Consider the following 22,651-nt stretch of genomic DNA (forward strand, 5'->3'; position numbering starts at 1 on the left):
AAATAACAGCAAGACATACCGGCTATCTAGTGCGCTGGTGGAGAAGCAATCTTTTTGAGGTAACGACCATAGTCAGCCTTTCCAAAGGCATCAGCTGCCTCAAGCACGCGATCGCGACCAATCCAACCAGCGTTATAAGAAATCTCCTCAAGAGAAGCAATCTTCACGCCCTGGCTTTTTTCAATCACTCGAATAAACTCTCCTGCATCATATAGAGAGTCCACGGTGCCTGTATCAAACCATGCATAGCCGCGTCCAAGCGTTGTGACGTGTAAGCTTCCGTCTTCAAGATACATACGATTCAAATCAGTGATTTCATATTCACCACGAGCAGATGGCTTTACCTGCCGAGCAAAATCGCAAACCCGCTCATCGTAAAAGTACAGCCCCGTTACGCAATAATTTGATCGCGGGCGTTCGGGCTTTTCTTCAATAGAAATTGCCCGTCCTGACGCATCGAACTCGACCACACCAAAGCGCTCAGGATCCTCAACATGGTAGCCAAATACCGTAGCGCCGGTTTTGCGACCTGCAGCCTGAGCAAGATATGAGCCCAAACCACTACCGTAAAAAATATTATCTCCTAAAATCAGAGCACAACGATCGCCATCGATGAAAGACTCACCAATCGTAAATGCTCGAGCGAGTCCATCAGGCTCAGGCTGCACCGCATATGAGAGGTTCAAGCCTAAACGCGATCCATCCTTAAACAGGCGCTCAAAATTCGGCAGATCAGATGGAGTGGAAATGATCAATATGTCCCGAATGCCTGCCATCATAAGCACTGACAGAGGATAGTAGATCATTGGTTTATCGTATACAGGCAGCAACTGCTTCGACGTCACAGTTGTAAGCGGATGCAAGCGTGTCCCTGCTCCACCAGCAAGAATAATGCCTTTCATGACTCTCCCTTAGCAATCGGCATCTATACGAACGGACGACCGACGGCAAGAATCGGTGTAGACGAGTAAACGTTCGAGATTCTAACACCCGACCTTGAAGGATAGGCCTCGATAATGCGATCTCCACCGAGGTAGATTGAAACGTGACCTTGAGTGAAGATCAAATCTCCTGGCTCTCGCTCATCAAAAGAGACATGCTTAAACCGTCCATGCAGGCGCATGAAATTTGCATACTGGTCATGGCCGGGCGTGTAATAGTGATCCCACGGCGTCATAGGATGCAAGTTCATACCGGCTGCGTACAGAGACTGCATCACGAGACCCGCGCAATCTACACCCACACCCGGCGCGCATGCATAATTCCACTTGTACGGCGTTCCTAGATACTCCATGGCTCGGGTGATCATAGCGTTCACACAGTCTTGTCGCGAAGACCACAGGCCGATTCGCGAGGGTGTGCGGTACCCAAAGATACCGTTATCTTGCATCCAAAACGAAACCGTCCGGCTCGAGACTTGATAGTACTGTGGCGGATTTTGATAGCCCAGCTTTGTGCACCGACCACTACGATAATCAAAGAAGCGATCGTATCCATCCAAGCGAACAGTTCCCGTTGCCATGGTTCCGTTGCTATGGAAGTAGAACCAATTGCCGTTCTGCTCCATCCAACCATAGGTAACAAGGCCATTATCCTTAAAGAAATACCAAGAACCATCAACCTCGCGCCAACCGCGAGCCATGACACCGCTTGAACGATCAGAGAAATACCAAATGTTCGGAGCGCCATTTAAGGTATACCAGCCATACCAGAGGTGCCCATCTTGAGCATCCATCCGATAGCGCTTGCCACCCAAATCTAACCAGCCCTTTTTCAGCTGGCCGGTGGACGTATCAGCGTAATACCATGTATGAGGAGCACCATTGACGGTAAACCAGCCATACCAGAGGTGGCCATCTTGCGCGTCCATGCGATAGCGCTTGCCGCCTATATCCAACCAGCCACGGTGCAATTCGCCCGTCTGACTGTCAGAGTAGTACCAGGTATTTGGAGCACCATCTACGGTGTACCAGCCATACCAGAGGTGTCCATCTAGGGCATCCATTCGATAACGACGCCCTTCAAGATCCAGCCATCCCCGATGGAGCGTACCATCCTCGTGATAGTAATAACGTCTATCGCCGCGTGTAACCCATCCTTTATTCCCAATAGATCTGATCTTTTTAAAGCTATAGTTGAGGTCTACATACCCACGAATACCATCTACACTCGCTTTACTGGAACATTGCCAGATACTGCAAGAACCGGTATAGGATAGGGTGTCATTGTACTGAGCAACCCAACGATCCCAACGATTGAATGAGCCATCCGTGAGATACGTTTCCCACCAATGCAAATTTGCATAGACTCCTGGCTCATAACCAGCATCAGCTATGGCAGTACAAAATGCATGCGCCATGGCAGCAAAGGTGGCAGGACCTCCCTCAACCGGGCGACGATGACCAGTGTTATCAACACCTGCTGGACGTCCCGTATCTGGATCTTCATTTTCCATATCAAAATAAATTGGCAGCGAAAGATCGGCAGGACTCACGCCTGCTCGTCTGAGCGTTGCCAATGCCCATATAGCCTCCTGACGAGCAGAAGACCAGTCCCAGGCATAGCTGTAGAGATACAGGCCGAAGGGGATTCCGTTGCGCTTGCAACCAGCAATATTTGCAGCAAATTGATCATCGGGCTCACCGACTCCAAAGCCCAAACGAAAGATTGCAAAACTCACCCCTGCCGCACGAGCGCGCTCCCAATCAACCTTACCGTTTGCATAACTAACATCGACACCCCAGCCAGTTGCGTTAGAAGGCATGGGCGGCACTGATACCGATCTCCGGCTCCGCAACCGCGCTCCTGTGGCAGCAATCTGCTCTCCTGCCTGAAGACGCCAAGAATACGCCAGACGAGGATCAGACGATGGTGTATCTGAAAGAGTCTCGGCTGGGTCCTCACCCTGATCGGTGCCCTCAGGTGTATCCGTGCTCGCAGACTCAACACTATCCAAGTCTGTAGCGCTCTCAGCTAACGCAGACGCATCTGCAGACGAGAGCTCATCTGCCGCCTCCAGATCAGTTACAGGATCTGTTTGCACAGGAGTATCCGTAGATACGAGAGGAACGCTACTGGCTGCAGCCTCTTCACCAGTTGCCGCCGAGCTGATCTCAGCTGCAGCGGTAAACGGGTGAAGAAGTGCAGAAACGAGCAATAAAGAAGCGGCGCACGCGCTCACAGCGGGACGAAAACGAGACATGTGCCTCCTTAACAAGAATGCGGAATAAACGCTCTGCACCTATAATACTTGATGCACACTACCCCTACGAGTTAAGGCTCTATCCCTCCATACCGCCGCTCAAGTCCTCCATTTGTTACCATCTCATACGACTACGCAATTCCGAAGGATCGGAGAACCATGTCACGCTACGACTACCTGATCGTCGGTGCCGGCATTACCGGTGCAATCTTTGCTCATGAAGCACGGCGCGCAGGAAAAACCTGCCTCGTAATTGACAGACGGAAACACACAGCCGGCAATATGTACACGCGCACGGTCTCAGGTATTGAGGTGCACGAGTACGGAGCTCATATTTTTCATACCTCTGACCGCGATGTGTGGAACTATGTAAACCGTTTCGCTGAGTTCAATAACTACATCAACTCCCCCATCGCACGGTATAAAGATGAGCTCTATAACATGCCCTTCAATATGAATACCTTCTCTAAGATGTGGCCTGATGTAGTAACGCCAACAGATGCACGGAAGCGCATTGCGGCACAAATTGCAGCAGAAGATATTGCTGAGCCCACCAACCTTGAAGAGCAGGCGCTCTCGCTCGTGGGGCGCGATATTTTTGAGAAGCTTGTGCGCGGCTATACAGAAAAGCAATGGGGTCGCTCGTGCTCTGAGTTGCCAGCCCATATTATCCGTCGGCTCCCCTGTCGCTTTACTTATGACAATAACTACTTTAATGATCGCTGGCAGGGCATCCCTATCGGGGGCTATACCAAGCTGATTGATCGCATGCTTGAAGGCACTGAGGTCAAGCTCAATACTGAGTATCGCGATCTCGTGGCTCAAACTCCAGATATTGCTGATCGCATTATTTATTGCGGACCTATTGACGGCTTTTACGACTATGAGCTCGGTACGCTTGAATACCGCAGTCTTCGCTTTGAGACCGAAGAGCTTGAGGAGGAGAACTATCAAGGCGTTGCCGTGGTGAACTATACCGAGCGCGAGGTTCCATATACGCGCATCATTGAGCACAAGCACTTTGAGTTTGGTGCGCAAGATACAACTGTTATTACCCGCGAGTATCCGGCAGACTGGAAGCCCGGAGACGAGCCCTACTATCCGGTTAATAACGAGCGCAATATGCAGCTCTATCAGCGCTATGCGGCGCGAGCAGCAGCAGAGGATCGGGTTGTATTTGCTGGTCGCTTAGGTGAATACCGCTACTACGATATGGACAAGGCCGTAGCCGCCGCCTTCCGTCTGGTACAAGCAGAACTGGGGCATGAGCCTGCAGCGCACTAAGCAAGGACGCGTACGCGAGCGTGCGTGTGCGATTGAGCTTTTAGCGAGCTGAGAGACGGTCAATAAGCTCAACGGCTCGAAGGTAGGACTGAGCGCGATCAAACTCGCGCTCAGCCACCGATCGAGCAGCGTGTCCCAACTTGGTACAGCGCGCTCGGTCATGGCTCAACGCTACGAGTACGTCTGCCAAGCCTGCTACATCGCCCGGCTGAACATTGATGCCAAAACCATCTCGGCAAACCTTTGAGCGAAATTCTTTATCCATTGAAGAGTTAATCATGGGCACACCAGCAGCAAGATAATCGCCAATCTTAGTGGGCACGCTCTGTGGAGCCCCTGCTACCAGCGAGTTCACCACAACGTTTGAGCAAGCCAGGTGCGCTGCCATTTCTCCATAGGGCAGATAGCCCAAAAAGCGCGCGGGACATGCGGTCTGTTTTGCTACAGACTCAATAGCCGCCCGATCAGGGCCATCGCCTAAAACGACCAGCTCAATAGCTGGGTTCTCACGCGCGGCACGCGCCACCGCCCGCACCAATGTTGCAAGGTCATACAAAGGCGAGATATTGCCTGCATACGCTACACGAAACACCTCATGCGCAGGCGAGGTGAACATTGAGGGAGCACCTTGAGCTGAGCTTTCCCGAATGCTTGCTGCATGCGCCTTTACCTCAGCATCAAAGGTAGCAAGGTCATTGCCAACATAGAGCACGAGCTTGGGTATATCTTCTGCACGATCGCGAAAGGCACGAGCTGCATAGCTCTCTGATGTCCCCACCACCGCATCTGCGAGTGCAAAAGCACGTCGCGCTTGGCGGGCAAAGGGTGCAAATAACAGATCAGAGATAATCGGTACATTGAGTGCCATGCGAAACGCTTCAGGCCAGAGATCGTTGACATCAATTACAAAGGGAATCTTATGGCGGTGCGCTGAACGAGCTGCGGCAGCTGCCACATCATTGGGGGGAATCTGGCAATAAATCAGGTCGTAATCGGGATGCTCATCAAAATAAGCACGCACACGACGCGCCATAACGTGGTGTGCCCAGATGCGCTGCGGACACATATTTGCCGGATACGAAGGCTCCTCAATAAACCGAACCCGAAACGGATGAGCAGCATAATCCAAGCTGGCTAGATTGCGCTGGCGCTTCTCCCAATGCTGGAAAGACGCCGTAATAAAATCAACCTCAAAGCCATGCTCGGCGAGCAACGATGCAAGATAGGTATAGCGTGTTGCCCCTCGTACCTCGTTTCCTAGCTTGGCATCTACCGAGAGAACAGCAATACGACGAGCTCTACTCATCTACAACCACCCTCCCGATCATGAACGCCAGCCTTTCTTGATCCGCTGAATCAAAGCATAGCTGATACCAAGGTAGTTCAGGATGAGAGCAGACCAGTACCGCCGTTCACCGCGCCGGAACTGCCCAGGGTGAAATTCACGAAGCTTTTTACGAAACTCACGTGCGCGCGCTCGCCCTCGACGGCGATCTCCGTCAAAAAGCAAGGCTATATTGTAGTGCGTATCAATAAGCAAGTGTACCTTCTCACTCAGGTACGCACGAGCTGGAGCAGCGAGCGCCTCGCCTGAGATCGTCTGAGGCCCCCGACCCACCTCCACGTCGGCGAGATAGTGCAGAAGCTCCCACACCACACGGGTATGATCTGCCCACCGCTTTACATAGTTGGTATGGCTCACGCTTTGAGCTGCATTGCCTACCTGGTACTGATAGGTTTCTATATCGAGGTATGCGATCGTTTCTGCAGGCACGCTAGCTTTTACCACATACTCATAATCCTCGTAAAACGTACGTTCTAACAAGTGAATGCTCAAGCCTTGCAAATAATCGGTACGCGCCGTGAGCGTGTGGATCATGATCTGAAAGACCGTATCCCCATTCGTGAGCACCGAAGCAAACGGTAGAGCATGCCCGGTCTCTACACCTTCTGCCAGCGGAAACTCTCGTGAGAGGCCCGTCACCATATCTACCTCGCGCTTGCGATCTATAACTAGATCAGCATGAAGGTTTGCCAGCGCATTCAGAAAAGCATCAAGTCCCTCGGTATCCATCCAATCGTCGCCATCGAGCACGCGAAAATATCTGCCGCGCGCAGCCGCAAGCCCGGCGTTAACTGCCGAGCCATGACCGCCGTTCTCTTTGGATACCAACCGAAAAATCTCGGGTGCCGTGCGTATAAACTCACGAGCAATAGCTGCCGTGCCATCTCGAGAGCCATCATCAACCACAATGACTTCGAGTCGGCCTGCAAAACGTGGATCGGACAAGGAGGTAAGGCCACGGCGAAGATATGCCTCAACGTTATAGCAGGGCATAGCAATGCTCAAAAGCGGACGCGCGGACTCAGGCGTGTCAACAGAAGCGTCTACGGTCACGCCCTCAAGCTCATCGAGAGCGGCAGGTTCATCATCACGCTCGCGCTCTGCTACCTGTGCCTGAACATCATCTCCTACCATCCTTAACCAACCTCCTCTCGAATAACCGCTCCAAAACCTCGGGCTGCTCGAGTGCGCATCACATGCAATACGCGCCCGGTCAGCAGCATCAGATGAGGCTCACCGAGGCGCACTAACAGATTTGCCCATCGTGCAAGTCGGCCACCTTTGCCTGTAGCCGCACGCACCAAAAGCACCACCAAAGGATCATTTCTTACTTTGCGCGCCCACGCGAGACGCTCAGACGCACTCATGCCCGAGCGCGGATCGCAATTGCGCTCCAAGGCAGACATGATATAGCGCGTTAAGCGAACACCCAATCGAGCCCGTGTATCGGCTCCGTCAAGCCCCCAGCGACGCTGCTGGTTATAGAGCTCTTGCACACGGCGATAATGCAGGTCAAAATACGCCGGCTCAAAGCGACCCGTCAAACTTTTGCCAGAAAGAGCCGCAGGCACGCGCTTTGCATAGTGATACGGAGCGTTACGAAGGAGGCACGCAGCATGGGCACGGTCGAGTACGGCAATATTGAAAAGAATATCCTCGATGAGCGGAGCATCTTCAAAGAGCAGATCGCGAAGCACGTCTCGACGGTACACCTTATTCCACGCAAAGCCTAAAAGCGTTGCTTCCTCCAGCCCAAGTACCAGCGCGTGGAGCTCTGCGCCTGCATACGTACCCACTGTAGCTGGAAGAATTGCGCGGGAGGCCTGCTGGTTGCCTGCCTCATCTACCAGCACCTCGGTATAGCCAAAAATTGCCAGATCGGGCGCATCGTCTGTTGTCAGCTCTGCTAGTGCAAGCTCTAAAAAGTCCGGATCATAGCAATCGTCGGGATCAGGCATCCAAATAAAGGATCCCCGCGCGGCTGCAAGGCCGGTATTTCGCGCGGCAGACAGTCCACGATTTTTTTCATGGCAGAGCTTGCGTATACGTGTATCACGCTCGGCGGCTGCTTCTAAAATTGCTCCCACACGATCAGGCGAACCATCATCGACGGCGATGAGTTCCCAGTTTGTTACTGTCTGTGCCTGCACGCAACGTATGGCAGCGGGTAAATCCTTCGCCACCCGGTAACACGGCATAATGATAGAAACGAGTGGAGCCCCCATTACAATCAGCCAAACTGTTCACGGTAGGCGCGGCAAACCGCCTCCACCTCATCCACCATGCGGAGCTGGCCTTTCTCAATCCACGCTGCGCGCGTGCAGAGACGCTCCACCTGCTCGATGGAATGACTCACGAACAAAACGGTTACATTGCCCGAATCGATAAAGCTCTGAATTCTGCGCTCGCATTTTTCTTGGAAAAAGACGTCTCCTACAGAAAGCGTCTCGTCCACGATGAGGATATCGGGCTCGACCACCGTGGCAATGGCAAAGGCAATGCGCGCCACCATGCCGCTGGAGTAGTTCTTCATGGGCATATCAAGAAAGTCTGCAAGCTCGGCAAAGTCCACAATACTATCGAGATGCTCTTGCATGAAGGCGCGATCGTGGCCCAGCAGGGCACCATTTAAAAAGATATTCTCCCGCGCAGTCAACTCCAGATCAAAGCCCGCACCCAGCTCAATGAGAGGCGCGATGGATCCGCGCACAGAAACCGAACCTGAGGTAGGCTCCAAGACGCCTGCAATAACCTTGAGCATGGTGGATTTGCCTGAACCGTTGGTGCCCACCAAGCCCATGACCTCGCCTTTTTTAACCTTAAAGCTCACGTGGTCTAAGGCGTAAAACTCTTTAAAGAAAAGCTCTCGTTTAACGAGCTTAATAAAATACTCTTTTAGACTATTGAGCTGCTCACTTGCCATATTAAAGACCATCGTTACGTCGTTGACCTCAACGGCATACTCAGGTGCATGAGAAGCTTGAGATGTTGCGGAAGCACTCACGGCTGGGGAGCTGGCTGCGAGCGCATCCTTGGCAGGTGTGCTCTCGGCATAAGTCTCACAAGCAGATGTGGTGTCGTTAGCAGATGTGCTCTCGGCATGGGTCTCACATGCGGAGGCTATGTCCGTGGCGGAACTCTCCCCCATATGAGCTGCGCAACACGCAGGGGCGCTTGCCTGCATTTCTTTGCTGGTATCTGGCATAGCGCCTCCTTAGACGTACAGGATGAACTTGTGCTCGGTCTTTCGAAACACAAAGATACCAATAAGCATAGCAATCGCCGCCCAAAGCGTGCACATACCCAAAAGTTCTGGTGAGGGTGGGCGCTGCCACAAGAAAATATCTCTCATAAACTGCAGGTAGTTGTACATTGGGTTAATCTTTACCAAGGAGATAATCCACATGGGAGCATGCTTTGCTTCAAGCAAAGACAAATCCCAAAAGATGGGCGTGAGATACGTCCACGCAGTCAGCACCACGCCCCAAAGATGTATGACATCTCTAAAAAAGACTGCAAGCGCGCCGATGGTTAGACCAACACCGACGCAGAAGAACATCAAAAGCAAAAGGCCTACGGGTAACCACAGCAAATTAAGGGTTGGCATGATGCGGAAGAAGAGCATCACAATCGCCACCGCAATGAGTGAGAAGGAGTAGTTGACCAGGGCAAAGAGCACCTTTTGAACAGGGAAAATATAGCGGTGCACCTTGATCTTTTTCAGTAGCGGTGCCGCTTGGATGATTGAGGTCAGTGCAGCGTTTGTGGAATCTGCCATAAGTGTAAAGGTAACGTTTCCCACAATGAGGTAGAGCGGAAAGTTCTCTACATTGCTTCCAAACAGGTAGGAAAACACGATGCTCATAATGACCATCATGAGCAGCGGGTTCAACACACTCCACGCCACACCTAAGAAACTGCGGCGATACTTCAGTTTGAAATCCTTACCTACAAGCTGCTCTAAGATGAGCAGATCCTTCTTAAAGAAGGCAGGAGGAAAAAGGCCACGTGGTTTTGTAGATGCTGGCGGCACAAAAACCCGCCTCCTCGTCAACGACAGCGATCTTGAGCATTTGAAATCGCTGGATCTCACAGCGGTTTATGCTACCATCCGCAGCCACCACAGACAAACCAACGACGGGCTGCAGCCCTGAGATCCACGATACGGGCACGCACTGCTCTGTGCACTGCGCTACGAGCAGCTTTGCGAGGCCGCAGCCTTTGGACCCATCCCTAGCTCAAGGTTGGGAATATGCGCAAGATCTGCCAGGGTAAAGCCATCAACATAGTGCTCAATAGCCTCTTCAAGCCCAGACCAAAATCTCACGGTAGAACACATCTCCGAGCGCGCACAGAGCCCCTCTAAGCCCTCGCACGCAACGGCTCCAGCATCTCCTTCAGCCGCACGCAAGACCTCTCCCGCAGTAATATTTGCGGCCGGGCGCGCAAGGATATATCCCCCGCCTTTTCCGCGCACACCGCGAATCAAGCCTGCAGCCTGCAAGGGACGAACAAGCTGCTCTAAGTACTTGAGCGATATCCGCTCCTTTTCAGCCACCGAACGAAGCGAAACCCGAACCCCACATTCAGCAAAGGCAGCGAGGTGAATCATAAGCCGCAGCGCATAGCGACCCTTTGATGTAACGAGCATATTCCCTCCCTCGCTGCGCTCAGCGCGAACTTACTGCAACTCACTCGGTGCATCGGCAACCATGGTCTCTAAGGTGCGCCAGGCGAGCTGAGCGCATTTCACGCGTGCCGGCATATGCGAGATGTCCTTGAGCTCTGCTGCCTCGTCTAAATCTTCAAGCTCATCTTCTGTGAGCTCATCACCGCGAATCATAGCCAGAAACAGACCAGCGAGTCGGCGAGCCTCATCGATGGTTTCTCCTGTAATTAGATCCGCCATGATATCTGCCGAGGCTTGGCTAATTGCGCAACCATGTCCCGTAAAACTAGCCTCTTGAATGCGATTGCCCTCAACGCGCAGCTGCAAAACAAGCTCGTCGCCACAACTCGGATTAATACCTGCCTGCTCATGGGTAGGAGCATCCATCTCATAGCGATAGTCGGGGTGGCTACTGTGCTCCATAAAGGTTACTGAGGAGTAGATATTAGCCATGAAAGACCTCCCAGACCTTCTTCAAGCCCGCAATAAAGGCATCAATATCACGCGCATCGTTATAGAAGGCAAGGCTTGCGCGACAGCACGCCCGATGCTCAACCTGAAGCCAGGCCAAGAGCGGCTGAGCGCAGTGATGACCAGCGCGAATACACACGCCCTCGGCATCTAAGATGCTCGCAACGTCGTGCGGGTGAATACCCTGCACATTGAAGCTCACCACTCCATGGTGGCGATCCCAGTAGATAGAGCCAATGATATCTACAAAGGGCAACTCCACCATGCGGCTCATCAGATAGTGAACCAAGGCACGCTCACGAGTCTGAATAGACTCATAGCCCACCTCATCGGTTATATAGCGCAAGGCTGCACCCAGCGCATAGATGCCAGCAGCATCTTGCGTGCCTGCTTCAAATTTCTCGGGAACCGGAGCCCACACGGCAGCTTCTTCGGTTACAGAGTCAATCATCTCCCCGCCGGTAAGCATGGGCGGCATACGCTCCAAAAGCTCGTGGCGACCCCACAGCACACCGACACCCATAGGTCCTAAGGCTTTATGGGCAGAAAATGCCAAGAAGTCTGCACCAAGCGCCTGAACATCGATAGGCATGTGCAAAACCGACTGAGCGGCATCTACCACCACATACGCCCCGTGCTTGTGTGCAGCGCAAGCCAGCGCGGCAACCGGGTTTTCTACCCCCATTACATTGGAGACATGGCCAACCGCCACGATCTTGGTGCGCTTCCCGATCTTTTCTGCAATCTCTTGAGCGGAGAGCTCACCGGTGGCACTCGGGCGCAAATACACCAGGTGAGCGCCGGTCTTTCGGGCAACCTCTTGCCAGGGAATGAGGTTGGAATGATGCTCCATGATGGTGAGGGCAATCTCGTCACCCTCTGAAAGCACGAGGGGAGCAAAGGACTTGGCAACCAGATTTAAAGCCTCGCTGGTATTTCTCAAAAAGATAATGTCACGTGAAGCATCTGAGCCAGAAGCAGAGTGTTCTGCCGCGGTATCTGCTCCAATAAAGCGAGCAACCTGAGTACGAACCTTCTCAATCGCCTCAGTTGCTTCAACCGAAAGTGAGTAGAGTCCACGCAACGGATTAGCATTCATGCTCTCATAAAAATGCCGCTGGGCATCTAAGACCGAGGCCGGCCGCTGCGACGTGGCAGCACTATCAAGAAAGCTCAGATCCGGACGAGCAGCTAGGAGTGGAAAGTCAGCCTTATAGGGGTTTTTCGCAATATCGATCTTCGGCCATGCCCGCGATGCCTCATCGCTCGCATCAAACACGAGCTCACCGGGTGCCGTGCACGTCTCACATGCTACATTCTCAGCATCGATCATGCGATTTCCTCCTCAAGATCGACCCCCATATGATCGGCCAGCCGAGCTACTGCAGCTCGGATCTTTTTTGTTGGAGCGGCGTGGGCAGCATCTTCAAGCTTGGCTGAGGTAAAAAGAGCCTCTGCCTGCGTTTCAGAAATGCCACGCGAGCTCAGATAAAAGAGTTGATTGGGGCGCACGTGCCCGATGGTCGCTCCATGGTTTCCGGCAACGTCATCTTCATCGCACAAGATGACCGGAACCGTCTTGTTCTCAACGCGCTCATCGGCAATCAAAACAGTTTCGTGCTCAGCCCCCTCACTGCCAGAGCATCCATGCATCAAATCAATCGTGCCACGCAGTACCTTCGTACTCGCACCTGTAAGCACGCCATTCGCATCCATATCTGAACGGGTACGACGACCGAGGTGGCGAGGTGCATAGTTAAAATCGCGAATTTGCTCTCGCACGCCAAGGTAGCTGGTGCGCACCTCAAGGCGTGAAGTATCTCCTCGAAGATCCGCCGCAAGTCCTGTGCAAGAAGTACCGGCACCCAAAATCGTATGAGAGATATCTACATGCGCCCCCTCATCAAGCAAGATGCCCGTATCGTCAAGAGCTATGAAGGCATCATCTGCGGTTTGTACATAGGTCACGCGCACGCGGGCGGCAGAGCCAGCAAAGATCCGCAGGCTCGAACCAATGAGCCCAGCGCAAGATCGAGCATCAATATGAGCAGCTCCTGGAGCAGGGGTTTTCGCGGGCTTTGCCGTGGAAGGTGCCTGGGGTGCCGAGTTTTGAGGCGACGTGGACGACGTCTGACCTGATTCCGCACCAAGCTGGGTGCGACTGAAAGCACCTTCATCCACGCCATCTAAAGCAATAACCAGATCAAGGGTAGATCCACGGCGTGCAATCACATCAATCGCTGTTGCCCGCGCCGCGCCAATGCGCCCATCGAGCTCCACACGCACTGCTGCAGATAAGCCTCCAGGCACGTCGAGCACAACAGGCTTACCAGCAAGGCCTCGAAGATATGCGTACGCCTCCGATCCCATGCCGGTACGAAACGCCTCACCAACCGAGAGCTCCTGCTCAACGCGAAGCGCCCCTTGCTGATACTCAGAAAGTGCGGGCACCTCAAGGGGATCCAGCTCACCTGCAACAAGGCGCTCTCTTGCTGCAGCGTCTCCCGGAGCCTGTCCGCGCTCACGACCAGCGAAACGTTTATCTGCTAACACGAGCTCAGTATCAAAGGCACCAGCAACACCTAAGACCGCCTCAGTCGCGGTATCGGGTGTAGCCACAGACGCAGACGGAGCCGTACCCGCCGGAGCGGTTTCGGGCGTACCACCCGACGTGCTTTCAGACACGCTTTCTGGCGCAGCTGACGCCACCGTCGTAGTCGTCGGCACCATCGTAGCTGCCGCTGTACCCGTCGGCACACATGTAACCGTAGCTGTCTTTGGCTCTACCACTAAGCCTGCTGGCAGATCAATATGAGCATCATTCATTTTGAGCCAACTCCAGGTAGGAGCAGGCATCCGATTAATGCTTGAGAGGGTTTGAGCAACGTTTTGTGCCATTAGCCAATCGCCCCTTCCATCTCGAGCTTAATGAGGTTATTCATCTCAACGGCATATTCCAGCGGAAGCTCTTTTGAGACTGGGCTCGCAAAACCATTCACAATCATGGTTCTTGCCTCTTCTTCAGAGATCCCTCGGCTCATGAGATAAAACACCTTGTCATCCCCAATGCGGCCAATCGTGGCCTCATGCCCGATATTCACGTCCTTGGCGCGAATATCCATAGCTGGAATGGTATCTGATCGCGACTCGTTATCGAGCATCAATGAGGCGCAGGATACACTTGCAGCAGAACCCCGAGCAGCAGGTACGGCCACAATTGAGCTGCGGAAGGTCTGCACACCGCCGCCCTTCGAGATGCCCTTGCTCTCAATGGAGGCCGTGGTCTCAGGCGCTCCTAACACCACCTTGCAACCCGTATCGAGATTTTGGCCAGCACCGGCAAAGGTAATGCCCGTAAATGAGCTCTTTGCACGCCGACCTGCCAGAATACTCATGGGATAGAGATAGCCTACGTGGCTTCCAAAAGAACCCGAGATCCATTCAATCTCGCCATCTTCCTCAACGCGCACACGCTTGGTGTTGAGGTTATACATATTTTTGGACCAGTTCTCGATCGTTGAATAGCGCAGGTGTGCTCGCTTGCCCACAAAGAGCTCAACGGCACCAGCATGAAGATTTGCCACGTTATATTTTGGAGCCGAGCAGCCCTCAATAAAGTGCAAATCAGCGTCGTCTTCCACAATGATCAAGGTGTGCTCAAACTGACCAGCACCCTTTGCATTTAAGCGAAAATAGCTCTGAAGCGGAAAATCGAGCTTGGTATTGGCGGGCACATACACAAAGGAACCGCCGCTCCACACCGCTCCATGGAGAGCTGCAAACTTATGATCAGTTGGCGGAATGAGCGTCATGAAGCGCTCGCGAATGATCGCCTCCCAGCGCGGATCCTCAAGAGCCTCCTCAATGCCAGAGTAGACAATGCCCATCTTTGCGGCGGTATCCTGCATATTGTGATACACGAGCTCAGAGTCGTACTGAGCGCCCACGCCGGCAAGATAACTCCTCTCCGCCTCCGGAATTCCTAGCCGCTCAAAGGTATTCTTAATATCTTCTGGCACCGAATCCCAGTCAGCCTGTTGCTCCGTATTGGGCTTTACATACGTAACAATATTGTCCATATCAAGGCCAGAAATGCTCGGCCCCCACACAGGGCCTGGCGTATTCTGGTAAATCTCGAGCGACTTGAGCCGCAGCTCAAGCATCCAGTCTGGCTCATGTTTGCGCTCGGAGATCTCACGCACGATCGCCGGAGTTAAACCGGCGTCTAAGCGCTCAAAGCCCTCCTCGCCATAGGTAAAATCATAGAGGCTGCGGTCAATATCCGCGACCTCTGCTCGCTTCTTTGCCATGGCTCTACGCCTCCTGCGAAAGGCCAGCAGGTGCGGTGATGGGGGTTTCGAATGACTCAAACCCGTGCTCGTCGATCCACGGGATGAGCGAGGCATCATCTTCGCGCACGATCTGACCGTTGACCATCACATGCACCCGATCAACGTCCACATGCTCCAAGATACGCGTATTGTGAGTAATGATTACGAGCGACCCGCCGGTTGTGCGCCGATAGAGTTCCATACCATTGGAGACCACAGAAAGCGCGTCTACGTCCAAACCAGAGTCGGTCTCATCCAAAATAGCAAGGCGAGGCTGGAGCAGCAAAAGCTGGAGCATCTCCATCTTCTTTTTCTCACCGCCAGAAAAACCAACGCCGAGCTCTCGATTGAGATAGGACGTATCCATATCAAGGGCGGAGGCGAGCTCCTTCACGCGGCGACGAAACTCCTTGCCTTTCATCTCAAGTCCAGGGCGGCCAGCTATAACGGCACGCAAAAAGCTCGAAAGAGGGACTCCCGGAATTTCTACGGGAGCCTGAAATGACATAAAGATGCCAGCAAGGCTTCGCTTATCGCACGATAGCTCACTGATGTCTTGCCCGGCAAACTCAATGGAACCCGCAGTAAGGGTAAAAACCGGATCACCCATGATGACGTGACCCATGGTAGACTTACCTGCGCCGTTAGGCCCCATGAGCACATGGGTCTCTCCTGAATTTACGGCAAAGTTAACTCCGTGAAGGATAGTCTTGTCCTCCACTGAGGCTGTAACGCCACTCAGGCTGAGCAACGGCTCGCTACAAGCGGTGGTGCTCATATGTTCCTCTTTCCCCCATGCCAGCTGTGCCGGTGCGCACCAGCCGGACGATAATCATACTAATCTCGTCTGATTAACAATACCCAGAGTAGGAACAGGGTCAAGCACTCACCGCTTAAAATCCTAGGAATCTGCTCAGATATTACGCACCCGCATGGCACGCATCGCATTGAGAATTGCAATAACTGCCACGCCAACATCACCAAAGACTGCAAGCCACATATTAGCCATGCCAAGGGCTGCAAGCACCAGAATGAGCAGCTTAATACCGAGGGCAAAAATAATGTTTTGCCAGACGATCCCCATGGTTTTGCGGGCAATCCGAATCGCACGGGCAATATTGGAAGGACGATCGTCCATCAAGACCACGTCTGCCGCCTCAATGGCAGCGTCGCTTCCCATAGCACCCATGGCAATACCAACATCTGCACGCGTAAGCACCGGAGCGTCGTTAATACCATCTCCCACAAAGGCCAAGTGTCCATGTTCGCCCTCAGCTTCAAGCAGACGCTCAACCTCCACGACCTTGTCTTCAGGCAGAAGCTGGGACTTTACCTCATCAACCTTCAGCTCAGCAGCAACAGCTGCAGCCACCTCAGCGCGGTCGCCGGTCAGCATGACCGTACGCTCAATTCCTGCCTGTTTTAGCTCCTGAATTGCTTGCGACGCGTCTTCTTTTACCGCATCTGCAATAACGATATGTCCCACATAGCGGCCATCCACACTCACGTGCAAAATGGTGCCAGCAAGATTGCACTCATGAAAATGAGACTCGTGAGCACGCATGAGCTTATCGTTGCCAACAAGCACCGTATACTCGTCGACCTGCGCCACAATGCCGTGACCAGACTCTTCAGAGACGCCTTCTAAACGCGTCTCATCAATGGGGCCTGAGTAGGCAGCCTTGACCGAAAGCGCGATGGGATGATCTGAATAGGCCTCGGCGTGCGCGGCAAACGAGAGCACATAGTCGGGGTCAAAGCCGGCTTCGGGATGAATTGCCACCACATTAAAAGTGCCGTTAGTAAGCGTTCCGGTCTTATCAAAAACAACCGTATCGACCGCTGCAAGTGCCTCAAGGTAATTTGAGCCCTTTACCAAAATGCCCAGCTTAGAGGCACCTCCAATGCCGCCAAAAAAGGAAAGCGGAACACTGATCACCAAGGCACACGGGCAGCTCACCACTAAAAACGTCAGGCCGCGCAAGACCCAGTCGCTGATTGAACCTAAGCCAAAAAGCGGTGGCAATAGAGCTATGGCCAAAGCTGCCGCGCAAACCGCCGGTGTATAGAGACGGGCAATCCTAGTAATGAAACGCTCCGTCCGAGCCTTCTTCTCGCTCGCATTTTCTACCAGCTCAAGAATGCGGCTCACCGTTGACTCGCCAAAGGGGCGCTGCGTTTTCACGTGCAAGAGACCAGTCATATTAATGCAGCCAGAAATGATGAGGTTTCCTACCTCTACGTGACGCGGCACCGACTCTCCGGTGAGTGCCGCAGTATCAAGCTGTGAGCTACCATTGACAACTACACCATCGATGGGTACGCGCTCGCCGGGCTTCACGACAATAACGTCTCCGACTGCAACCTCATCTGGATCAACCTGAACCAGCGTGCCATCGCGCTCGATATTGGCAAAATCAGGTGCAATATCCATCATGGCAGCAATGGACTTGCGACTCTTACCAACGGCATAGCCTTGGAAGATCTCTCCCACCTGGTAAAAGAGCATCACAGCCGCACCCTCTGCCATATGCGGAGAGGAGTCTGGGAAAAAGACCATGGCAAAAGCCCCTAAGGTTGCTACAGCCATGAGGAAGTTTTCATCGAAGATGCTGCCCCGGCGAATATTGCGAGCAGCGCGAAAGAGCACATCGTGACCAGCAATGAGATAGGGCACGACATAAAGAGCAGACACCACGTAAAAGGCGGCATCAGCGGAAACGAGGTGCGTGAGCACTCCTGTTTCGTCTGCAATCATGACGATGGCAAAGATGGCGAGTGCAATTCCAATCCGCTTGGTCTTAGCAGCAAGCGATTCACGGCGACGACGCTTACGTACCGGCTTCTTAGCCACGATGCCCTCCCTTAGCTTCGTGTTTTGAGGTGCTCCTGCCCTGAGGGGGTATTTCTAAACCAAGACAGCACAGTCTGGCTCCAGCTCAGCAATACGGTCAATCACGCGATCGAGCACCTCATTAAAGCTGCTTTCCGCAGCTTCGAGTGCGAGCTTTTGCGTCATAAAGTTGATAGAAACCTTTTGAACCCCATCCACAGCTGCCAGATCCTCCTCAAGCTTGGCGGCACAAGCAGCACAGTCGATCTCATCGAGCTTAAACGTCTTTCTCATGGTTGCATTCCTTCCCTCTTGATCGGCATGACTACCAGCAACTGCTACAGCAGCTGATTGGACAGCGTTGACATCAGGCTCATCGGAAAGCTCGCGCAGAGCAGCAAGCTCCATCACGTGGCTCATGCCTTGGCGCATGATGGTATTCACGTGATCGTCATCAAGCGAGTACAGAACACTTCTGCCCTCACGATGGAACTTGACGAGCCGCGCCTGGCGGAGCGTTCGCAACTGATGTGAAACGGCACTTTGTGATGAACCGACGGCTTCTGCGATTTCTCGAACCGCGCGCTCCCCTTCCATCAGCGAGCAGAGAATCTTGACACGCGTGGTATCTGCGAACATGCGAAACAAATCGGCCACCAGGCTCAGCGTCTCCTCTGATGGCAGAGGGTCTATAGACTGAGGCGCAGGCGCTGTGGACACAGGCGCGGTGGGCGCGTCTGTTGCGTTATCACGAGACGTACGTAGCTGAGCAGACGAGCCATCTGTGGAATGTACTGGCGGTGTCCAATGCGATCCTCCCATGTTTCTCCCATCATATGAACGATCGCTCATATATCTGAATCTCATTATATGAATGATCATTCATATGTCAAGGAAATAAACCCCGCGCGTTATTTTGTGTACAAGATGGGCATGAGATATGAACCAGCATTGGCGGGCTTTAATAAGATGCGGCGTAGATCTCTTCGGTGCTGTCCTCGCTGCGCTCGCAAAGTGACTCAGAGGAGCGCTGTAGATCTCTTCGGTGCTGTCCTCGCTGCGCTGCGGAGGCACCTGCGAGATCTCACCGCTCCTCTTTCAGCCCAGACTGATGGGACTCGCCGCTCCCCTCTCAATGCAAGCTACAGATCTCACCGCTCCTCTACCCCTCGCTACCATGCCGAGCAAGACCGATCATCATCGATGGCTCTAACAAAACACGGCTGCCCTATCAGAGCATTTCAGACCTAACGCAGGCTACGAGCTCTCAAAACTTGTCATGTTTTCATGCAAAAAGGGGCACCGACCTCTATCGATACCCCTCAAACAGCTACGCGCTTTGCCCTACCTCCCCCAGCAATATCTAACGGGAGGCTAAGTATTTTGCAGAAGTTAGTCTTCGGAACTTAGCAGCTCAATTTCAAACGTAAGATCGGCACCGGCAAGCTCATGATTTGCATCAAGGGTGACTTCCTCAACGCCAATCTCGGTTACCTTAACCCGGAATGGCTGACCATCAGGGCTTGCGAGGTAGAGCTGATCGCCTACGCGAACATCTTGATCTTCAGGCATATGCGCCTTTGCGATCTTGAAGATCATATCGTCGCGCACCTCGCCGTAAGCATCCGCCGCAGGAATTCGAACCGTACGCTTCTCGCCTACCGCCATATCCTTCACCGCAGCATCAAAGCCAGCAATCATCTGACCAGCGCCACAAGTAAACGCAAGAGGCTCCCCACGATCATAGGAACTATCAAACTGTGTGCCGTCATCCAAGGTGCCTCGGTAGTGGACGCTCACGTGCTTGCCATCGTTGGACATGAAAACCCGCTTTCTGCTTATAGAATGTTGCGAAACAACTATATAGGATTGACTCAGCTCTGCCGGAGCAGAGCTTTGAATGCATGAAAGCGACAGTGGTCGCGCTTTGCCATACGCGAGCAGGCGAAATGGAGGTGTACGGTGCCAGCGCGTACAAACACGGAGATTTACCATGTCGATCTACCTGGTCGAGGTGCTATTCCTGTATCGGTGCGCCGTGCATTAGTGCACAATATGAATCTGCGCATCCGCCGCAATGGAACGCTTGCAGCAAGCGTGCCTACTAAAACCTCGAGCGAGCGTATCCAGCAATTTTTAAACGCACATCTGTATTGGATTGCTTCACGCCTGGCAGAGCAGGAGCAAAAACGAGCTGCGCTTACACGTGCAAAGGAACAGGCAGGAAGCGGAAAATTTCCACTTTGGGGCAAGCTTTGCAACCTGCCGAACCATGTCGCGCCAGATGATGAGCACACAATCGATCAGATCTACAAGCAAGAGATGGGACGCCGCCTACCAGAGCTCGCACGAGCGGCAGAGCGGCACAGTGGCGTTGCCGCAACGTCGTGGAGTATTCGCACTATGAGCTCTCGTTGGGGCTCGTGCACGCCACGCTTAGGTGCAATCCGTATTAACGCCCGGCTTGCCGCATACCCACCTGACTGCCTTGTCGCCGTTATCTTTCATGAACTCGCGCATCTCAAAGAACCGAGCCACAATACGCGCTTTCATGAGATCTTGAACGCCTGGTGCGCTGAAAGCGCAACGACTCTCGCACAACTCAAGCGCTCAGCATGGGAAATTGCAGCTGAGCAGACGTAGCTTATTACCGGCGAATACGCTCTATTTCTACACCACAAGAAGTGAGCGGCAAACCCACCGGAGCCCAGGGCTTTTCAATCTTTACTCGCACGCCTCGCACGCTAGGATACATGGTCAAAATCCAAGTAGCTACATGCTCAGCAGCGGCCTCAATGAGCTTGAAGGTATGTTTGCGCAATAAGGTATCAACACCTGAGCAGACTTCGCCATAATCAATGGACTGGGTGAGATCATCGTTTTTGCCTGCAGCAACTAAATCAGCAAAAAGCGTTAAGGAGACTACAAACTTCTGACCAAGCTCATTTTCTGCGGGATATACCCCATGATTGGCAAAGACCTCAAGTCCTTCGATCAAAATCTTATCGATACCGGAAAGCTCAAGAGTCTGAGCGGGAGCGATGGGATGGATATTAATTGGAAGGCTTTCCTTTGCGCGGGCAAGATCTGCTCGGCCGTCAGAATTCACACGTTCCGGCAATTGATGCTGAGACATGAAACCTCCTAAATACTTGGACTCAAATTCTTCCGCTCATCTGGCCATTTACATACTTCACGAGCAGGACAAGCATAGCAAGGACGCGAGGCTTTATCTGCCCATGCGATGACCTGGGCAAGCACATCTTCAGGAACAAGTGTGCCACTAAGAGCCGTGTCGGTACCGTACTCTGGTGCAGTTGAGCGCTCAAAACGTGCACTCGGATCATACTTGGCCTTGGATTGAGTATCTGAGTTTGCATCCGTACCACACACGCGCGCGTCTGCGTCTTCTACTTTCATATCTGCACACGTTTTGGGTGGCACCGCCTGAGAGCGATGATGGCGAATCGCTCTTAAGATTTGGTGCGCCTCATCACTCGAAAACTGAGCGTGCGAAGGCAGAGTGGCTAAGATTTTTGCTGCTAACGTAGCCCCAGCGCGATCATGCGGAATCCCTCGTTCATACTGTTCTGCACGTCCAATATCATGCAAAAACGAAGCAGCATACACCACATCTCGCGGCAGTACGATCTCAAGCTCATACAGCCGAATCAAGGCGACCCGAGCAACATCGAGCAGGTGTGTAAGGTCGTGCTTGCAAAACCGACGATCAGCTTCTAAGTGATCAATCCGCGAAAGTTCACGCTGAAAGATTGGATGCTGCCAAATTGCCTCAACACGAGGCATAGCTTGAGCAGGCGCTGAAAGACTGCTCAAATCGCGCTTGCTCTCAATCATGAATGGCGCTGATTCAACATGGCAAAGAAGCGCTGCTCTAGGTCGCGATCAGTCTCAAAAATCCCGCGCCGTGCCAGTGTAGATGTAATTGCACCTGGCTTTTGAACTCCACGCATGGCCATGCACATATGCTCAGCTTCTATACAAACGATGGCTCCCTGTGGAGTCAAGTGCTGCATTACGGCATCGGCGATTTCTGCAGTTAAGCGTTCTTGCAGCTGGAGACGACGGGCGAAGGTCTCTACCGTACGTGCAAGCTTAGAGAGACCTGCCACCTTTTTGTTAGACACATAACCAATCGAGACGGTGCCAAAAAACGGCAGCAGATGATGCTCACAAAGCGAATAAAACGGAATATGACTCTCAATGACAAGATCATTTGCACCAACCGGGAAGGTGCGGACGAGATACTCTGAAGCGTCGGAATTCATACCGGCCAAAAGCTCTGTATACATACGAGCAACGCGTTCAGGAGTCTCGATGAGCCCTGGGCGCGTGGGATCCTCTCCAATGCCTTCAAGCAAGAGCCGCGTCGCCCGCTCAACCTTCTCCTGATCGACCATATCCACTCCTTTTGACCATCACAGATGCAGGCATGGTACCACGGTCAAGCCGCCCGATCAGCATGAGCACGGTATCAACGTCATGGGCAACGCAA

At 53.0% G+C, this 22,651-nt stretch carries 21 protein-coding genes; 2 read left to right on the plus strand and 19 right to left on the minus strand.

Going from position 1 to position 22,651, the window contains the following annotated elements; translation table 11 throughout:
- Positions 1-26: 26 nt before the first annotated feature.
- Both rfbA and K6V98_RS01270 read right to left on the minus strand, forming a co-directional pair.
- Positions 27-902: a glucose-1-phosphate thymidylyltransferase RfbA gene (gene rfbA / locus K6V98_RS01265; RefSeq protein WP_222198708.1), complete on the minus strand. Its 876-nt coding sequence runs from the start codon at positions 900-902 to the stop codon at positions 27-29.
- Between the two features lie 23 nt (positions 903-925).
- Positions 926-3,202: a GH25 family lysozyme gene (locus tag K6V98_RS01270; RefSeq protein WP_222198709.1), complete on the minus strand. Its 2,277-nt coding sequence runs from the start codon at positions 3,200-3,202 to the stop codon at positions 926-928.
- 159 nt (positions 3,203-3,361) lie between these two features.
- On the opposite strand from K6V98_RS01270, the gene glf reads away from it, so the two are divergent.
- Positions 3,362-4,486 carry a UDP-galactopyranose mutase gene (glf, locus tag K6V98_RS01275; protein ID WP_222198711.1) on the plus strand — a complete coding sequence of 375 codons (1,125 nt, stop codon included), beginning with the start codon at positions 3,362-3,364 and terminating at the stop codon, positions 4,484-4,486.
- 40 nt (positions 4,487-4,526) lie between these two features.
- On the opposite strand, the gene K6V98_RS01280 is transcribed toward glf, so the two are convergent.
- The 14 genes from K6V98_RS01280 to K6V98_RS01345 all read right to left on the minus strand — a co-directional run bounded on the left by K6V98_RS01280 (position 4,527) and on the right by K6V98_RS01345 (position 19,956).
- Positions 4,527-5,792 (minus strand): glycosyltransferase family 4 protein, encoded by a 1,266-nt coding sequence (locus tag K6V98_RS01280; protein WP_222198712.1) that lies wholly within the window; start codon positions 5,790-5,792, stop codon positions 4,527-4,529.
- A gap of 18 nt (positions 5,793-5,810) precedes the next feature.
- A complete protein-coding gene (locus tag K6V98_RS01285; RefSeq protein WP_306792650.1) occupies positions 5,811-6,965 on the minus strand; it encodes a glycosyltransferase family 2 protein in 1,155 nt (384 codons plus the stop codon).
- Positions 6,966-6,967: 2 nt separating this feature from the next.
- Complete coding sequence (locus tag K6V98_RS01290; protein ID WP_222198713.1) at positions 6,968-8,056, minus strand: glycosyltransferase family 2 protein; 1,089 nt, start codon at positions 8,054-8,056, stop codon at positions 6,968-6,970.
- 5 nt (positions 8,057-8,061) lie between these two features.
- Complete coding sequence (locus tag K6V98_RS01295) at positions 8,062-9,036, minus strand: ABC transporter ATP-binding protein (RefSeq protein WP_371734495.1); 975 nt, start codon at positions 9,034-9,036, stop codon at positions 8,062-8,064.
- A gap of 9 nt (positions 9,037-9,045) precedes the next feature.
- Complete coding sequence (locus K6V98_RS01300) at positions 9,046-9,864, minus strand: ABC transporter permease (protein ID WP_222198714.1); 819 nt, start codon at positions 9,862-9,864, stop codon at positions 9,046-9,048.
- Between the two features lie 159 nt (positions 9,865-10,023).
- Positions 10,024-10,482 carry an RrF2 family transcriptional regulator gene (locus tag K6V98_RS01305; RefSeq protein WP_222198715.1) on the minus strand — a complete coding sequence of 153 codons (459 nt, stop codon included), beginning with the start codon at positions 10,480-10,482 and terminating at the stop codon, positions 10,024-10,026.
- A 30-nt stretch (positions 10,483-10,512) separates the two neighbouring features.
- A complete protein-coding gene (gene sufU, locus K6V98_RS01310) occupies positions 10,513-10,953 on the minus strand; it encodes a Fe-S cluster assembly sulfur transfer protein SufU (protein WP_222198716.1) in 441 nt (146 codons plus the stop codon).
- Entirely contained in the window at positions 10,946-12,304 is a 1,359-nt protein-coding gene (locus K6V98_RS01315) for a SufS family cysteine desulfurase (protein ID WP_222198717.1), read from the minus strand. The genes sufU and K6V98_RS01315 overlap by 8 nt, the downstream gene beginning before the upstream one ends.
- On the minus strand, positions 12,301-13,869 hold the full coding sequence (locus tag K6V98_RS01320) for a SufB/SufD family protein (RefSeq protein ID WP_306792651.1): 1,569 nt from the start codon (positions 13,867-13,869) through the stop codon (positions 12,301-12,303). Before K6V98_RS01320 ends, K6V98_RS01315 begins: the two co-directional genes overlap by 4 nt.
- On the minus strand, positions 13,869-15,281 hold the full coding sequence (gene sufB / locus K6V98_RS01325) for a Fe-S cluster assembly protein SufB (protein ID WP_222198718.1): 1,413 nt from the start codon (positions 15,279-15,281) through the stop codon (positions 13,869-13,871). The genes K6V98_RS01320 and sufB overlap by 1 nt, the downstream gene beginning before the upstream one ends.
- 4 nt (positions 15,282-15,285) lie before the next feature.
- Entirely contained in the window at positions 15,286-16,080 is a 795-nt protein-coding gene (gene sufC, locus K6V98_RS01330) for a Fe-S cluster assembly ATPase SufC (RefSeq protein ID WP_222198719.1), read from the minus strand.
- A 135-nt stretch (positions 16,081-16,215) separates the two neighbouring features.
- Positions 16,216-18,156, minus strand: a complete 1,941-nt coding sequence (locus tag K6V98_RS01335) for a heavy metal translocating P-type ATPase (RefSeq protein ID WP_442779682.1) — start codon at positions 18,154-18,156, stop codon at positions 16,216-16,218.
- Positions 18,157-18,210: 54 nt separating this feature from the next.
- A complete protein-coding gene (locus K6V98_RS08650) occupies positions 18,211-18,987 on the minus strand; it encodes a metalloregulator ArsR/SmtB family transcription factor (RefSeq protein ID WP_306792652.1) in 777 nt (258 codons plus the stop codon).
- Between the two features lie 540 nt (positions 18,988-19,527).
- Positions 19,528-19,956, minus strand: a complete 429-nt coding sequence (locus tag K6V98_RS01345) for an FKBP-type peptidyl-prolyl cis-trans isomerase (RefSeq protein ID WP_222198720.1) — start codon at positions 19,954-19,956, stop codon at positions 19,528-19,530.
- A 141-nt stretch (positions 19,957-20,097) separates the two neighbouring features.
- On the opposite strand from K6V98_RS01345, the gene K6V98_RS01350 reads away from it, so the two are divergent.
- Positions 20,098-20,778, plus strand: coding sequence for a M48 family metallopeptidase (locus tag K6V98_RS01350; protein ID WP_222198721.1), 681 nt, complete (start codon positions 20,098-20,100; stop codon positions 20,776-20,778).
- Between the two features lie 4 nt (positions 20,779-20,782).
- On the opposite strand, the gene folB is transcribed toward K6V98_RS01350, so the two are convergent.
- From folB to folE, 3 genes are read right to left on the minus strand one after another with little or no spacing between them, the layout of a single operon-like run.
- On the minus strand, positions 20,783-21,271 hold the full coding sequence (folB, locus tag K6V98_RS01355) for a dihydroneopterin aldolase (protein ID WP_222198722.1): 489 nt from the start codon (positions 21,269-21,271) through the stop codon (positions 20,783-20,785).
- 8 nt (positions 21,272-21,279) lie between these two features.
- Positions 21,280-21,993, minus strand: coding sequence for an HD domain-containing protein (locus K6V98_RS01360; protein ID WP_222198723.1), 714 nt, complete (start codon positions 21,991-21,993; stop codon positions 21,280-21,282).
- Complete coding sequence (folE, locus tag K6V98_RS01365) at positions 21,990-22,556, minus strand: GTP cyclohydrolase I FolE (protein WP_222198724.1); 567 nt, start codon at positions 22,554-22,556, stop codon at positions 21,990-21,992. Before folE ends, K6V98_RS01360 begins: the two co-directional genes overlap by 4 nt.
- Between the last annotated feature and the right edge of the window lie 95 nt (positions 22,557-22,651).

The sequence above is a fragment of the Collinsella ureilytica genome (assembly GCF_019795105.1).
Taxonomy (GTDB): domain Bacteria; phylum Actinomycetota; class Coriobacteriia; order Coriobacteriales; family Coriobacteriaceae; genus Collinsella; species Collinsella ureilytica.